General features: G+C 68.5%; 12 protein-coding genes. 7 read left to right on the forward strand and 5 right to left on the reverse strand.

All coding sequences use genetic code 11. The features are described 5' to 3' along the window. Nucleotides 1-192: 192 nt before the first annotated feature. The 7 genes from FBQ73_RS13720 (at nucleotide 193) to FBQ73_RS13750 (ending at nucleotide 7,825) form a co-directional block, all read left to right on the forward strand. Nucleotides 193-1,200: an ABC transporter substrate-binding protein gene (locus FBQ73_RS13720; protein WP_138400040.1), complete on the forward strand. Its 1,008-nt coding sequence runs from the start codon at nucleotides 193-195 to the stop codon at nucleotides 1,198-1,200. Nucleotides 1,201-1,234: 34 nt separating this feature from the next. Continuing rightward, nucleotides 1,235-1,861: a glutathione S-transferase family protein gene (locus tag FBQ73_RS13725; protein WP_138400041.1), complete on the forward strand. Its 627-nt coding sequence runs from the start codon at nucleotides 1,235-1,237 to the stop codon at nucleotides 1,859-1,861. Nucleotides 1,862-1,904: 43 nt separating this feature from the next. Continuing rightward, the gene (locus tag FBQ73_RS13730; RefSeq protein WP_138400042.1) at nucleotides 1,905-2,687 is read left to right on the forward strand and encodes an ABC transporter ATP-binding protein; all 783 of its coding nucleotides are present in this window, start codon (nucleotides 1,905-1,907) and stop codon (nucleotides 2,685-2,687) included. A 7-nt stretch (nucleotides 2,688-2,694) separates the two neighbouring features. Next, complete coding sequence (locus FBQ73_RS13735) at nucleotides 2,695-3,465, forward strand: ABC transporter permease (RefSeq protein WP_012115730.1); 771 nt, start codon at nucleotides 2,695-2,697, stop codon at nucleotides 3,463-3,465. A gap of 4 nt (nucleotides 3,466-3,469) precedes the next feature. After that, complete coding sequence (xdhA, locus tag FBQ73_RS13740; protein ID WP_138400043.1) at nucleotides 3,470-4,873, forward strand: xanthine dehydrogenase small subunit; 1,404 nt, start codon at nucleotides 3,470-3,472, stop codon at nucleotides 4,871-4,873. Continuing rightward, complete coding sequence (gene xdhB, locus FBQ73_RS13745) at nucleotides 4,870-7,164, forward strand: xanthine dehydrogenase molybdopterin binding subunit (protein WP_138400044.1); 2,295 nt, start codon at nucleotides 4,870-4,872, stop codon at nucleotides 7,162-7,164. Before xdhA ends, xdhB begins: the two co-directional genes overlap by 4 nt. Before the next feature lie 109 nt (nucleotides 7,165-7,273). Next, nucleotides 7,274-7,825: an invasion associated locus B family protein gene (locus FBQ73_RS13750; RefSeq protein WP_170218886.1), complete on the forward strand. Its 552-nt coding sequence runs from the start codon at nucleotides 7,274-7,276 to the stop codon at nucleotides 7,823-7,825. Nucleotides 7,826-7,972: 147 nt separating this feature from the next. On the opposite strand, the gene FBQ73_RS13755 is transcribed toward FBQ73_RS13750, so the two are convergent. From FBQ73_RS13755 to FBQ73_RS13775, 5 genes are all read right to left on the reverse strand, one after another. After that, nucleotides 7,973-9,946: an AsmA family protein gene (locus tag FBQ73_RS13755; protein ID WP_170218887.1), complete on the reverse strand. Its 1,974-nt coding sequence runs from the start codon at nucleotides 9,944-9,946 to the stop codon at nucleotides 7,973-7,975. A 121-nt stretch (nucleotides 9,947-10,067) separates the two neighbouring features. After that, nucleotides 10,068-11,816: an ABC transporter permease gene (locus FBQ73_RS13760; protein ID WP_138400047.1), complete on the reverse strand. Its 1,749-nt coding sequence runs from the start codon at nucleotides 11,814-11,816 to the stop codon at nucleotides 10,068-10,070. A 28-nt stretch (nucleotides 11,817-11,844) separates the two neighbouring features. Further along, nucleotides 11,845-12,918 carry a Fe(3+) ABC transporter substrate-binding protein gene (locus FBQ73_RS13765; RefSeq protein WP_246089699.1) on the reverse strand — a complete coding sequence of 358 codons (1,074 nt, stop codon included), beginning with the start codon at nucleotides 12,916-12,918 and terminating at the stop codon, nucleotides 11,845-11,847. Nucleotides 12,919-13,283: 365 nt separating this feature from the next. Then, entirely contained in the window at nucleotides 13,284-13,763 is a 480-nt protein-coding gene (bfr, locus tag FBQ73_RS13770; RefSeq protein WP_138400048.1) for a bacterioferritin, read from the reverse strand. 145 nt (nucleotides 13,764-13,908) lie between these two features. After that, nucleotides 13,909-14,145: a (2Fe-2S)-binding protein gene (locus FBQ73_RS13775; protein ID WP_170218888.1), complete on the reverse strand. Its 237-nt coding sequence runs from the start codon at nucleotides 14,143-14,145 to the stop codon at nucleotides 13,909-13,911. Between the last annotated feature and the right edge of the window lie 260 nt (nucleotides 14,146-14,405).

Here is a 14,405-nt window from a genome sequence, read left to right on the forward strand (position 1 = left end):
GTCCGCCGACCTTCCGCGAGGCGAGCCCGCCGGTGCGGGGCGGGGCTGTCGCGCGGCGGTTCGGCGGGTTCTTGGCACGCGGGTTGCTGCTCCGGCGGCAGGCTTGCGGGACAGGCCGCATCGCCCGGGGCGGGCGCGGTGGAAAAGGTGCCGACAACGCCACAGGACCGGGATCCCCGGGAGGAGCCTTGCATGACGCCGTTGCGTACTCTTCTGGCCGCCGCGCTCACCCTTCTGGTGGTGGCGCCGGCCGTGGCCGAGACCGACGTGAAATTCGCCCTCGACTGGAAGTTCGAGGGGCCGTCCGCACCCTATTTCGTGGCGCTGGACAAGGGCTACTACAAGGCTGAGGGCCTCAACGTCACCATCGATTCGGGGCCGGGCTCGGTGGCCGGCATCGCGCGGGTGGCGGCGGGCACCTATCCCATCGGCTTCTTCGATATCAACTCGCTGATGAAGTTCCGCGACCAGAATCCGGACAAGGCCGTGAAGGCCGTGCTCATGGTCTATGACGAGCCGCCCTTCTCCATCGTCACCCTCAAGAAGACCGGCATCGCCAAGCCCAAGGACCTGGAAGGCAAGACCCTGGGCGCCCCCGCGCCCGACGGCGCCTTCGCCCAGTGGAAGGCCTTCGTGAAGGAGAATGGCATCGACGCCGACAAGGTGAAGATCGAGAATGTGGGCTTCCCGGTGCGCGAGCCCATGCTGGCGGCAGGACAGGTGGACGCCATCACCGGCTTCTCCTTCTCCTCGTTCTTCAACCTGCGGCAGAAGGGCGTTCCCGCCGAGGACATCGTGGTGCTGCTCATGTCCAAGTACGGGCTGGTGCTCTACGGCAACGCCATCATGGTGAACCCCGACTATGCCAAGGCCCATCCCGAGGTGGTGAAGGGCTTCGTGAGGGCTACCATCAAGGGCATCATCGAGACCGCCCGCGATCCCAAGGCCGCCATCGCCTCGGTGATGAAGCGCAACGAGACGGCGGACGAGGCCATCGAGCTGGCGCGCCTGGAAATGGCCCTGCGCGACAACATCGTCACCGCCTGGGTGAAAGCCAACGGCGTGGGCGACGTGGATCCGGCGCGGCTCGCCAAATCCATCGACCAGGTGGCCATCACCTATGATTTCAAGGCCAAGCCCACGGCATCGGACATCTTCACCGGCGAATACCTGCCGCCGGTGGCGGACCGCAAGCTGTAGGCCTCAAGCTGTAGGGGGGCGATCGGGATCGGCGATGCGCATCTACGGGATGAACGGGTCGGGCAATTGCTGGAAGGCGGCGCAGATTCTCAGCCTCACCGGGCACGCCTTCGAGTGGGTGGAGACTGTGAGCGGCGCCGCCGGCACCCGCTCGCCGGACTTCCTCGCTCTCAATCCCATCGGCAAGGTTCCCGTCGTGGTGCTCGATGACGGGACGGCGCTGCGGGAAAGCAACGCCATTCTGCTGCACTTCGCCGAAGGCACGCCGTGGCTGCCGCAGTCCGGCCTTCGCCGCACCCGCGTGCACGAGTGGCTGTTCTTCGAGCAATACAGCCACGAGCCCTATATCGCGGTGGCGCGCTATCTGAAATCGTGGCTGCGGCAGCCCCATCTTCACGAGGCGCGGCTGGCCGACTGCGCCACCCGCGGCGCCGCCGCGCTCGATGTCATGGAGCAGCACCTTGCGGGCCAGCCATGGCTCGCGGGGGAGGGGGCGACCATCGCCGACCTTGCCCTGTTCGCCTACACCCATCGCGCCGAGGAAGCGGACTTCGACCTCGCACGGTGGCCGGCGGTGCTCGCCTGGGTGGAGCGGGTGGCCGCGTTGCCGGGCATAAGTGTCATCCCGCCGCTCGCCGAGATCCTGCCCCGCGCCAGTTGACGATGGCGGCTGTACAGGCCGCTCCAGATCCGAAAGGCCCGTCGTGATCGCCCTCGACAACGTGACCCTCACCTATCCCGGCCGAACCGGTCCGGTGACGGCGCTGGCCGGCACCACGCTCCATGTGCGGCGGGGCGAGTTCGCCGCCGTGGTGGGGCCGTCCGGCTGCGGCAAGTCCACGCTCATGAAGCTGGTGACGGGCCTCATCCGCCCCACCTCCGGCACTGTGGCGGTGGAGGGCAAGCCGGTGACCGGCCCGGTGAAGCTTGCCGGCATGGCGTTCCAGAACGCCAACCTGCTGCCGTGGCGCACCGTGCTCGCCAATGTGATGCTGCCGCTGGAGATCGTGCCGCCCTACCGCCAGCGCTTCTCGCGGGACAAGGCCGCGTTCCAGGACAAGGCCATGGCGCTGCTCAACGTGGTGGGCCTCGGCGCCTTCGCGGACCGGTTTCCGTGGGAGATGTCCGGCGGCATGCAGCAGCGCGCTTCCCTGTGCCGCGCGCTCATCCATGAGCCGGCGCTGCTGATGCTGGACGAGCCGTTCGCGGCGCTGGACGCCTTCACCCGCGAGGAATTGTGGTGCGTGCTGCGCGACCTCTGGCAGAAGCTCGGCTTCACGGTGATCCTGGTGACCCACGATCTGCGGGAGGCCGGCTTTCTGGCCGACACCATCCATGTGATGAGCGCGCGCCCCGGCCGCATCGTCGAGACCCGCGCCGTGGACTTCCCGAGGCCGCGGGACCTCGATGTCTGCTACACGTCGGACTTCACCCAGCTGGTGCACGAGCTGCGCGGCAAGATCGCCGAAGCCCGGCAGGCGGCGTGAGATGAAAATGAAGCTCTCTGCCGAGGATATCGCCCCCGTCGCCTTCACGGTGGGCCTTTTCGTGATCTGGGAGGCGGCCTGCCGCCTGTTCAGGATCGACACCTTCATCCTGCCCGCGCCGACGGATATATTTGCCGCCATGGGCAAATATTGGTGGCCGCTGCTGAAAAATTCATTCGTCACCTTGTGGACCACCATGGCCGGCTTTGCCATCGCCGTGGTGTTCGGCATTGCGCTGGGCATGGTGGTGGGCTGGTCGCGCACCATCTATCGCGGGCTTTATCCGGTGATGATCGGGTTCAACTCGGTGCCCAAGGTGGCGGTGGTGCCCATCCTCATCATGTGGTTCGGCATCGGCGAGATCCCGGCCATCCTCACCGCCTTCCTCATCTCCTTCTTCCCCATCGTGGTGAACGTGGCCACCGGCCTTGCCACCACCGAGCCGGAACTGGAGGACGTGCTGCGGGCGCTGGGCGCCTCCAAGCTCGACATCATGCGCAAGGTGGGCATCCCGCGCACCGGCCCCTATCTGTTCGGGGCGCTGAAGGTGGGCATCACCCTCGCCTTCGTCGGCGCGGTGGTGTCGGAGACCATCGGCGCCAATGCGGGGGTGGGCCATCTCATGGTGCAGGCGGGCTCCAACTTCCAGATGCCGCTGGTGTTCGCCGGCCTGCTGGCGCTCGCCGTGGAGGGCATCCTCATGTACGCCATCTTCGCCGCCTTTGAGCGCCGGATGGTGGCCTGGGCGTTCCGCTCCTCCACCGGCGCGGGAGGCTGACCGGGTGGCCATCGCCTTCGTGCTGAACGGCGAAAGCGTGCGGGAGGCGGCGGCCGCCCCCTCCATGACCGTGCTCGATTATCTGCGCACCCGCGCCCACCTCACCGGCACCAAGGAAGGCTGCGCCGAGGGCGATTGCGGCGCCTGCACCATCGCCATCGGCCGCGCGCAAGGGGAGGGCGTGCGCTGGCAGGCAGCCAATGCCTGTCTCATGCTGCTGTCGCAGCTCGACGGTGCGCTGGTGAAGACGGTGGAGGGGCTGGCGACCGGGGATGGGCTGCACCCGGTGCAGCAGGTTCTGGCGGAAAGCGACGGCACCCAGTGCGGCTTCTGCACGCCGGGCATCGTCATGTCGCTTTATGTGCTCCAGCAGGACGGCGCGCCGGATGACGCCGCCATTCACGAAGCGCTGGCGGGAAACCTGTGCCGCTGCACCGGCTATCGCCCCATCGTCGATGCCGCACGCGCTTTGTGCGCCGCACCCCGGCCGAGCGAACCGGCCGTGGCCACGCCGCGCCCGAGCACGGCCCATGGGGCTTTGGGCGAGCTGCACCTGTTCCCGGACAATCTGGCCGATCTCGTCGCCCTGCGCGCCACCCATCCCGAGGCGGTGCTGATCGCGGGGGCGACCGACCTCGGCCTTATTGCCTCCAAGCAGCGGCGGGGCTTTCCCCTCGCCATTTCCACCCGCCGCGTGGTCGAGTTGAAGCGCATCGCGCACGCGCCGGACGCCCTCGTGCTTGGTGCGGCGGTGACCTATGCGGACGCCCTTCCGGCAGTGGAGGCGGCCTTTCCGGCCTTCGGCGCGCTCATCCGGCGCATCGGCTCGCGGCAGATCCGGGCGCTGGGCACGTTCGGCGGCAATCTCGGCACCGCCTCGCCGGTAGGCGACACGCTGCCGGTGCTGCTCGCCCTCGATGCGCAGGTGGAACTCGCCGGGCCGGCAGGTTCCCGCTGGATGAAGGTGGACGACTTCCTCACCGGCTATCGTGCCACAGCGCTGGCGCCGGACCAGGTGATCGCGGCGCTGCGCCTGCCTTATCTCACCGAGGGCGAGCAGCTCTACGTCTGGAAGCTCTCGAAGCGCCACGACCAGGACATCTCCACTGTGCTCGCCGCCTTCCGGGTGCGGATCGCCGACGGAGCGCTGGTGTCGCTCCAAGCGGCCTTCGGCGGCATGGCCGAGCGGGCGAAGCGGGCGCGAACGCTGGAAGCCGCCCTCATCGGCGGTCCTTGGGGCGAGGCAGCGCCGGAGGGCATCGAGGCAGCGCTCGCCTCCGATTTCGCCCCGCTCTCCGATCATCGCGCCAGCGCAGCCTATCGCCGGGCGGCGGCGGCCAATCTCGTACGGCGGCTGCATCTTGCCACCACGCGGCCGGACGTGGTGCTGGAGGTCCATGCCTTATGAGCCGCGTGGTCCACGTCCCCGCTCGGCATGAGAGTGCAAGCGCCCATGTCAGCGGGCGCGCGCTCTATCTCGACGACATGCCGGAGCCCCCCGGCCTGCTCCACGGCGCGCTGGTGCTGAGCCCGCATCCCCACGCGCGCATCGTCTCCATGGACCTTTCCGCCGCCCGTGCGCTGCCGGGCGTGGTGGCGGTGGCGGCGGGGGACGTGCCCGGCGTCAACGACATCGCCCCCATCCGTTCGGGAGAGCCGGCGCTGGCGCAGGGCGTGGTCGAATATGTGGGCCATCCGGTGGCGGCGGTGGCCGCGCCGACGCTGGATGAAGCCCGCGCCGCCGCCGCCTTGGTGAAGATCGAATACGAAAAGCTGCCCGCGCTCCTCGACCTCGACGAAGCCATCGCCGCCGGCGCGCGCGTGGCGCCCGACCAGATGGTGGGCCGGGGAGATGTGGATGGGGCGCTCGCCGACGCGCCCCATCGCATCGCCGGGGAGGTGCGCTGCGGCGGGCAGGATCATTTCTATCTGGAAGGCCAGATCGCCATCGCCGTGCCGGGGGAGGACCGCGACATGCAGGTCTATTCCTCCACCCAGCACCCCACGGAGGCCCAGCATGGGGTCGCCCATGTGCTCGGCCTGCCGTTCGCCGCCGTGACCGTGGAGGTGCGGCGCATGGGCGGGGCGTTCGGCGGCAAGGAGAGCCAGGCCACCATCATCGCCGCCATCGCCGCGCTTTTGGCCCATCACGCCCGCAAGCCGGTGAAGCTGCGCCTGCCCCGCGACGTGGACATGGAGGCCACCGGCAAGCGCCACCCCTTCCGCATCCGCTGGGACGCTGGCTTCGACGGTGAGGGCCGCCTCGCCGGCCTCGACCTGGAACTGGCCGCCGATTGCGGCAATGTGGCGGACCTCTCCCCGGCGGTGGTCTCGCGCGCCCTGTGCCATGCGGACAATTGCTATTTCATCCCGGCGGCGCGTTATCGCGGACTGCTGGTGAAGACCAACACCGTCTCCAACACCGCCTTCCGCGGCTTCGGTGCGCCGCAGGGCATGCTGGCCATCGAGGCGGTCATGGAGACCGTCGCCCGCCATCTGGGCCGCCCCATCGAGGAGGTGCGGGCGGCGAATTTCTATGGCGACGCGCCGCGCAACCTCACCCCCTACGGGCAGGAGGTGGAGGACAACATCATCGCCGAAGTGGTGGCGCACCTCGACGGCGCGGCGGACCTTGCCGCGTGGCGGCGCGACATCGCGACCTTCAACGCGACGAGCCCCATAATCCGCAAGGGCCTCGCCACCATGCCCATCAAGTTCGGGGTGTCGTTCAACCTGACCACGCTGAACCAGGCCGGCGCGCTGGTGCATGTCTATACCGACGGCTCGGTGCATCTGAACCACGGCGGCACCGAGATGGGGCAGGGCCTGTTCGTGAAGGTGGCGCAGGTGGTGGCGGATGCCTTCGGTATTCCGCTCGATCATGTGCGGGTCTCCGCCACCAGCACCGCCAAGGTGCCCAACACCTCGCCCACGGCGGCCTCCTCCGGCTCCGACCTCAACGGCATGGCGGCGCTGATCGCGGCGAGGGAGATCCGGGGCCGTATGGCCGGGGTGGCCGGCGCCCGTTTCGGCGTGCCGGCGGAGGAGGTGGTGTTCGCCGACGGGCGGGTCAGCGCAGGCAACCAGAGCCTCTCCTTTAGCGAGGCCGCCAGACTGGCGTGGCAGGAGCGGGTGCAGCTCTCCGCCGCCGGCTTCTACAGGACGCCGAAGATCCACTTCGACCTTGCCACCGCGCAGGGCCGGCCCTTCTATTATTATACCTATGGCGCAGCGGCGACCGAGGTGGCGGTGGATACGCTCACCGGCGATGTGCGGGTACTGCGGGCCGAGATCGTGCAGGATTGCGGGCGCTCCCTGAACCCGGCCATCGATCTCGGACAGGTGGAAGGCGCCTTCGTGCAGGGCCTCGGCTGGCTCACCTGCGAGGAGCTGAAATGGGACGCTGCGGGTCGCCTCGCCACCCGTGGCCCCTCCACCTACAAGATCCCCGGCTCGCGGGACGTGCCGCCGGATTTCCGCGTCCACCTGCTCGACCGGCCCAACCGGGAGGAGACGGTGTTGCGCTCCAAGGCGGTGGGCGAGCCGCCTCTGATGCTCGCCATCTCGGTCTGGCTCGCCATCCGCGACGCCATCGCGGGCCTTGCCGGGGAAGGGCCCATCCGCCTCGATGCGCCGGCGACGCCGGAGCGGGTGCTGGAGGCGGTGGCGGTGCGCCGGGGCCATGCCGGGGCCGGATAACCCACGGGCAGGCACGATTCCCGTTGCCTCCTGCGCCCTGCGTCGGATATCTCCCCCAACGCCCCGCGCCACAGGCCGGCGAGAGGACGCGACGCAAAGGACGAAACAGATGGCGCTTTTCGATCTGCTCCCCGCCTTCCGCCTGTCCGGGATTTCCGCGCTGGTCGTGTCGGCCGTCGCGATTGCCGCGCCAGCCGCCGCCCAGACCGCCGCCGCGCCCTCCACCGACGCCCCGCCCACCGTGACCCGCTCGGTCCACGACGACTGGACGGTGCGGTGCCAGGGCGAGGGGGAGAAGCGCGTGTGCGAGGCGGTGCAGACCCTTCAGCCCACCGGCGGCCAGGGCATCCTCGCCCATATCGCCGTGCGGGCGGAGAAGGACGGTCCGGTCCGCCTTATCGTGCTGACCCCGCCCGGCGTGTGGCTGCCCACGAATGTCGCCCTGAAGGTGGCGGGCGTCACCGACGTGGTGCTCACCTTCAAGCGCTGCGGTCAGTTCTGCGTCGCCTCCACCGAGCTGGGCAAGGACCAGCTCGCGGCGCTGAAGGCCAGCTCGGGCACCGGCGACCTGGTGTTCGAGGACGGTTCGCGGCGTCCCATCGCGCTGCCCTTGTCTTTCAAGGGCCTTGGCGCCGCCATGGAAGCCAGCCTCAAGGGCTGAGGCGGCTTTCGGCAATCACACCACTCGGCTGGTGCGTCGACGGGTGGCCTGTGAGCCGCCTTCCGTCGACGGCACAGCTTCGGCGGGGCCAGGCACCTGTGGTGCTCGGCTTGTGGACGGCTCAATCGCAGCGCGTCGGCTTGTCGCTCAGTTGGCGGGCGGTGTCGGAGCCGCCTTGCGGCCGGTAACGCCGTCCATGGCCGGTTCGGCGGCAGCGGTGCCGGCGCGACCCTTCACCGCCTCAAGCAGCGGCAGAGCGGCGCCCGAGCGCTCGATGAGGCTCAGGGGATCGGCCATCACCATGGGGGTGTCCCAGGGGCCGCGCACGCTGAAGGGCAGGTCCACGCCGCCGGTCGGCTTGCCGCCGGCTGTCTTCCCCCCTGACAAGACCAGCGAGGCGTGGCCGGCAAGGTCGAGGGATCGCTCAGCAATGGAGATGCTGCCCTCCATACCCAGGCGCACCTGCTTGCCCTGAAGCTGCATCTCTTCCACCGTACCCACCCCATCGGCGATGGCGATGCGGCCGGACAAATCGGTGAAGGCGGTGCGCCCGCCGCGGGCGTCGCTGGTGGCGGACAGCGGCCGGCGTTCGATGCGCTGGAGCACCTGAGCCACGTCGAGCCCCGCCAGATAGCCGCTGCCGGCGGAGATGGAAGCGTTGCCCGTGAGGGTGCGGGCGATCTCCACCACATTGCCGCCAGCGCCGGACACCTCCACCTGGAGCGTGCCGGTGCCTTCGATGCGGCGCATGCCGGCGATGTCCTCCAGCGTCCGCCCGAGGTCCACGTCGGTGGCCTCCGCCTCCAGCCGCACCTCGGCCCCGGTGGCGCGCCCATAGGACCGGGCCGGATCCGGCGCGCCCGGCGCAAGGCTCAGGGATGCGCGCAGCAGCCCGCCCCAGCCGGTGGCTTCGCCCAGCACCATCACCAGCCGGCCGCCGGTGAGCACGGCGCTGGCCGCCACGGTGTTCAGGGTGGTCTCCCCCGCCACCACGCGGCCGGCGGACAGGCGCAGGTCGAGATCGAAACCGTCCAGAACCGAAAGGTCGATGGGGGTGCGGCCCCAGTTCCGGCCATCGTCGGCGGTCAGGTGGATACCGCCATAGGGTGTCAGCGTGATCCGATCGGCGGCGACCGTGCCCTGAAGCACCGGACGACCCTGGACCAGCTTCAGCAGGAAGGCGCCGTCGCCGCGGTTGCCGTCCAGTTCCACCGACGCGTCGGTCAGGGAAAGGGCGCCGTCCTCCAGCGTGAGCTGGGTGGACAGGTCGAATGGGCCGAGGCCGCCCCGGGTGGGCGGCTCGATCCCGGCCCAATCGAGGAGCCCGCGCAGCGAATCCGCTTCCGCCGACAAGGTGCCGGTGACGACGGGCTTGGAGCCGAGCGCCGCACGGCCCTGGAAGCGGGCCTCAGAGCCGTTGGAGGCAAGCACCATGCGGGCCGCTGCGGGCGTACCGTCGATGAAGCCCGCCGCGTCGTCCAGCGTGAGAGTGACGGTGACACGTTCGTCGCGCCAGTCGAAGAAAGCGGCGAGCGCGAGGCCGCGCCCATCGGCCACCCGGTCGAGGGCGGCGGTCAGGCCGCTGACCAGTTCCCGCGTCAGCCCGCCTTCGGAGCGCCAGGCGATGGTGCCGTCGACAATCCGCAGCCCCGGCCAATGGGCGGCGGCGAACACGGGTGCCACGGCGAGGGCCGGCGTCAGCCCTTCTCCGGTCAGGACAAGGGTGGGGTGCTCAACGATGACGTCGTCCACCTCCACCCGGCCGGCGAGGAGGTGCCAGATGTCGAATCGCGTCACCACGTTTTCGGCGTCAAGCGATTGGCCTGAGGGGAGGGGAAAAGAGACCTTGCCCAGCACCAGGCGTGGGGAGGGGAAGAGGCGCAGGGCGGGTTCGCCGAGGATCGCCACCTTCTGTCCGGTCGAGCCGGCGAGCGCGCTCACGGCGATGCGGCGCAGCTCGGCGCTGGGCACCACCAGCGGCAGAGCGGCCATGGCCGCCAGCAGCACAGCCGTGACGGCGCCGAATACGATCGCCGCCACCACGCCGGCACGGCGGGCATTATGTCCAAAGCGCAACATGAAGATCTTGATGGCTCCGATGGCGAAGGGCGCCGCCCGCATACGGCACCTCCGACCTCGATACGAGGGCGAACCATCCAAGCCCTCTGTGTCGCTTTGATGGCTCCGGCTGGGTCGGGCGCGGCCGACGCGCACCGCCATTGATGCCGGCTTTGCCGCTGCGTCAGTCTGCCCCGGACGGCGAGGTTCCCTCGGGCGAGGCGGGGCTGGTACTGCGCGCCCGCCCCGCCGAGGACCGCAGGGCCGAGGCGGACATGCGCGCCAGCAGAATCACCGGGCCCAGCCCGACGATGAGAATGACGAGGGCGGCCAGCGCCCCATCCTCATAGGTGCCGCGCGCGGCCTCGCCATAGACGTGGGTGGCCAGCGTCTCCAGCCCGAGGGGGCGCAGCAGCAGGGTGGCCGGCAGTTCCTTCATGGCGTCCACGAACACGAGGAGCGCGGCGGTGGCCAGCGCCGGGCGGAGCAGCGGCAGATGGATGCGGCGCACCGTGCGCGGCCTGGACGAGCCAAGGCTGCGCGCTGCCATGTCCAGATGCAGGGACAATTTGGCGTAGCCCGCCTCAATGCCGCCGATGGGGATGGCGAGGAAGCGGATGGCCAGCGCCAGCACCAGCGCCGCCCCCGAGCCGGAGATCAGCAACCCCGTGGAGATGCCGAAGGTCTGGCGCAGGGCGTGGTCCAGCGCGTTGTCGAAGCCGGCGAGCGGGCTCAGCAGGCCCACGGCCAGCACCGTGCCGGGCACCGCATAGCCCAGGCTTGCCACGCGGGCAAAGCCGGAGGCTAGCGGCGCGCGGGTGAGGCGCTGGGCCAGCGTCACCACGAGGCCGAGTGACAAGGCGAGGGTGGTGGCGGCCAGGGCGATGAGCGCTGTGGCGGCCGCCTCGCCGAAGATGCGCTCGGGAAAGCCGGTCTCGGCCATCCGCCGCACGGCGGAAACGGAAAGGTGCACGAAGGGCACCACGAACCCCAGCATCACCGGAACCGCGCAGAACAGCGCCGCGCCAAGGCCGGCAAGGCCGGTGAGTCGGGTCGGGGCCTGCGGACGGGCCGATCCGGTTGCGACGAAGCGCTTGGCTCGCCGTGCCGCCCGTTCCACCAGGATCAGGACGAGGACGAGGGTGAGCATCACCAGGGCGATCTGCGCCGCGCCGGGCAGGTTCGAGCGGTTCACCCAGGTGGTGTAGATGGAGACCGTGAGCGTGCGCACCCCGAGGAATTCGGAGGCGCCGATGTCCCCCAGCGTCTCCAGCAGCACCAGGGTGAGGCCGGCGACGATGGCAGGCCGGGCCAGCGGCAGGCCTACCTTCAGGAAGGCGCGCCAGCGGCTCGCGCCCAGCGTGCGGGCCACTTCCAGCGCCGCCGCCGACTGGAGCACGAAGCTCGCCCGCGCCGAGAGGTAGACATAGGGGTAAAGCACCGCCGACAGCACCAGGATGCAGCCGCCGGTGGAGCGCACATCCGGAAGGCGCAGGTCGCGCGGGTTGGCGATGCCGAGGACGGCGCGCAGGGCCTCCTGCACCGGGCCCAGCGGGTGCAGCACATCAAGATAGGAAAAGGCGACGATATAGCCCGGCACGGCGAGGGGCAGCAGAAGAGCCCATTCGAACAGCCTGCGGCCGGGAAAGGCGCAGGTGGCCACCAGCCACGCGCACGGCACCGCCACCACGAGCGTCACCAGGCCGACACCGAGCAGCAGTAGCCCCGTCTCCATCAGCGCATAGGGCAGCACCGTGGCGATGAGGTGGGGCCACATGTCCCCTGAGCCCTCCGCCGCGATCGCCGCAAGGGCGATGAGCGGCAAGAGGACCACCAGGGCGACCAGCCCCGCCGCCACAAGCAGCGGGGAGAACCGCGCCGGCAGGGCGAAGCGGGCCGGGCGCGGTTCGGGGGTGAGGACGGCGTCGGCCACTTCAGCCCCGCTTTTCAGTCCGGTTGCGTCAGTTGTCGAAGCCGACCTTGTCGATGAGCTCGCTGGCGCGCTTGCGGTTCTTGGCAATATCCACCAGCGAGATGGTGTCCACCTTCAGCGGGCCGAGGTCAGCGATCACCGGATCGATGGTGGCGGTGGCAAGTACCGGATATTCCAGATTCTGCTGGGCATAGACCGCCTGCATGGCGGGCGAGACCGCGAATTCCAGAAGCTTCACCGCCTCGGCCTTGTGCGGCGCGTTCTTGGCCACGGCGGCGCCGGACACGTTCACATGGGTGCCGCCGCCCTCGAAGGTGGGCAGGAGCACGCCGATGCCGTCGCCCCACTTCTTCTGGTCGGGGCCACCCTTGCCGGAGCGCATGAGGCCCACATAATAGGAATTACCTACGGCGAGGTCGCAGATGCCGCCGAGGATGTCGCGGGCGCCTTCACGGTCGCCTCCGGCCGCCTTGCGGGCGAGGTTGGCCTTCACGCCGCGCAGCCAGGCTTCCGTCTTCGCCTCGCCGTGGTGGACGAGATAGGCCGCGACCAGACCGACATTGTAGGGGTGCTGGCCCGAGCGGATGCAGATCTTGCCCTTCCACTTGGGGTCGGCCAGATCCTCGTAGGTGATGGCGGTGAGCTTCACCACATCCTTCGCGGTGTAGACCAGCCGGGCGCGCAGGGAGAGCGCGAACCAGTTGCCGTCGGGATCGCGCAGGTTGGCGGGAATGGCGGCGTTGAGCGCGGGCGAGGTGATGGGCTGGGTGACGCCGGCATCCACCACGTCCAGGAGATTGCCCACATCCACGGTCATCAGCACGTCGGCCGGCGAGCTGGCGCCCTCCGCCTTCACGCGCTCGGCGAGGCCATCCTTGATGTAGACGCTCTTCACCTCGATCCCGGTGGCCTTGGTGAAGGCCTCGAACAGGGGCGCGGCGAGGCCGGGCTCGCGGGTGGTGTAGACGTTCACCACCTGCTGGGCGCGGGCGGCGTTCGGTGCCAGGACCGGGCTTGCCAGAAGAAGCGCGCCGCCAGCCAGAAGACTGCGCGCGAAGAGACCGCGTGAAAACATGCGGCGCAACGGACGAAACGTGGCCATTGAAATCCCTCTGTGCATCGGCCGTCGCGAGGCCACGGGAACACGATGGGATTGTGGCTAACCTTTCGCTTTGCGCTCCGTCAACGAAGAAGAAAGTGAAAGGAAAACATTGGAAAGCATCTAACTCTTCTTTCAAATCATTCCAATTATAACCTGATGCATCGCCGACCTGCCGTGGGATCCGCTGCGCCTTCAATCATCTCGATGTCGGCGATCGGGGATGGCTCCAGAAACCTGCGTCACCGACTTCGCTCGCCGAGCAGAAGGAGCGCTGCCCGATGCCGCAAGCCGAGGGCAAAACGAAAAAGCCCGGCGCGTGGCCGGGCTTTCGATTGGTTCCTATCGCGCGCCGTGGCGCTGGCGACTCAGTCTTCCAGTTCACCGATATGGTGCTGGGCATAGAGCTGGAGGCCGAGCTTGGAGACGAGGTCCAGCTGGGTCTCGAGGAAATCGATGTGGCCTTCCTCGTCCGCCATCAGTTCCTCGAAGAGGTCGCGGCTCGGGTAGTCTTTCACCGAATGGCAGTAGGTGGCGGCTTCCTGATAGAGCGCCCGCGCATCCAGTTCGGCGGCGAGGTCGCAATCGAGGATTTCCTTCACGTCCTGACCGATCCGCAGCGGATCGAGCACCTGCATGTTCGGGAAGCCGTCGAGGAACAGGATGCGGTCAGTGAACTTGTCCGCATGCACCATTTCCTCGATGGACTCGGCGCGCCACTTCTTCGCGAGCGCCTTGTAGCCCCAATTGTCGAGCATGCGGTAGTGGAGCCAGTACTGGTTGATGGCGGTCAGCTCCGAGCGCAGTCCCCGATTGAGGTACTCGATAACCTTTGCATCACCCTTCATATTTTGCTCCTGAGGCCTGAATGGCATCTTGTTTGGATTAAGCGTTAGACCAATTCTAATTTCGAGGCAATAGCGGTGAAGGAGTACCCGCGCGGTTCATTCCGCAGCGGAAAACAGCCGAGCTCGAGATTGTGAGGGGAAGCCGCTACTCCGCCGCCACCATGCCGGTGATGGCTGCGACCGGACAGTCATCCGCGCAGGACCCGCAATTATGCGCCTGCGCCTGATCCATCAGGGCACGGATGGTGCGGGCGCAGCGCCCGCACTGGGGAGAGCAGCCAAGACAGCGATAAACCTCGCCGGGGGTGCGCAATCCCTGCGATCCGGCAAGGGCGTCGAGCACTTGACGGTCTGAAAAGACGTTGCATGAACAAACGATCATGGCCAAGCTCGGAAAGGCTGAAATTGGAGTGCTTCTAAAAACTTGTTTCTATTACATTTTTCGCAGCAAAAGGCAGCTCCCGTCAACTCCGTAGAATTGCGACATGGTGTGCCAACCCGCGTATCGACAGTCTTCGGGGCTCAAAATAGAGTAATTCTATTCTTGAAAACCGGCCCCGACGGTTGCATGCCACCTCAACGGTCAGTGGCATGATACCGGTGGTCCGCGTTCCGGGCCAAGCCGAGTCTGATCCCCGCCCG

The sequence above is a fragment of the Xanthobacter autotrophicus genome, assembly GCF_005871085.1.
Lineage (GTDB): Bacteria > Pseudomonadota > Alphaproteobacteria > Rhizobiales > Xanthobacteraceae > Xanthobacter > Xanthobacter autotrophicus.

Excerpts from the sequence above, each read along its gene's own strand:
- FBQ73_RS13720 (WP_138400040.1), top strand. The coding sequence starts at position 193 with ATGACGCCGTTGCGTACTCTTCTGGCCGCCGCGCTCACCCTTCTGGTG.
- FBQ73_RS13725 (WP_138400041.1), top strand. The coding sequence starts at position 1,235 with ATGCGCATCTACGGGATGAACGGGTCGGGCAATTGCTGGAAGGCGGCG.
- FBQ73_RS13735 (WP_012115730.1), top strand. The coding sequence starts at position 2,695 with ATGAAGCTCTCTGCCGAGGATATCGCCCCCGTCGCCTTCACGGTGGGC.
- xdhB (WP_138400044.1), top strand. The coding sequence starts at position 4,870 with ATGAGCCGCGTGGTCCACGTCCCCGCTCGGCATGAGAGTGCAAGCGCC.
- FBQ73_RS13750 (WP_170218886.1), top strand. The coding sequence starts at position 7,274 with ATGGCGCTTTTCGATCTGCTCCCCGCCTTCCGCCTGTCCGGGATTTCC.
- FBQ73_RS13755 (WP_170218887.1), bottom strand. The coding sequence starts at position 9,946 with ATGCGGGCGGCGCCCTTCGCCATCGGAGCCATCAAGATCTTCATGTTG.
- FBQ73_RS13765 (WP_246089699.1), bottom strand. The coding sequence starts at position 12,918 with ATGGCCACGTTTCGTCCGTTGCGCCGCATGTTTTCACGCGGTCTCTTC.
- bfr (WP_138400048.1), bottom strand. The coding sequence starts at position 13,763 with ATGAAGGGTGATGCAAAGGTTATCGAGTACCTCAATCGGGGACTGCGC.
- FBQ73_RS13775 (WP_170218888.1), bottom strand. The coding sequence starts at position 14,145 with ATGATCGTTTGTTCATGCAACGTCTTTTCAGACCGTCAAGTGCTCGAC.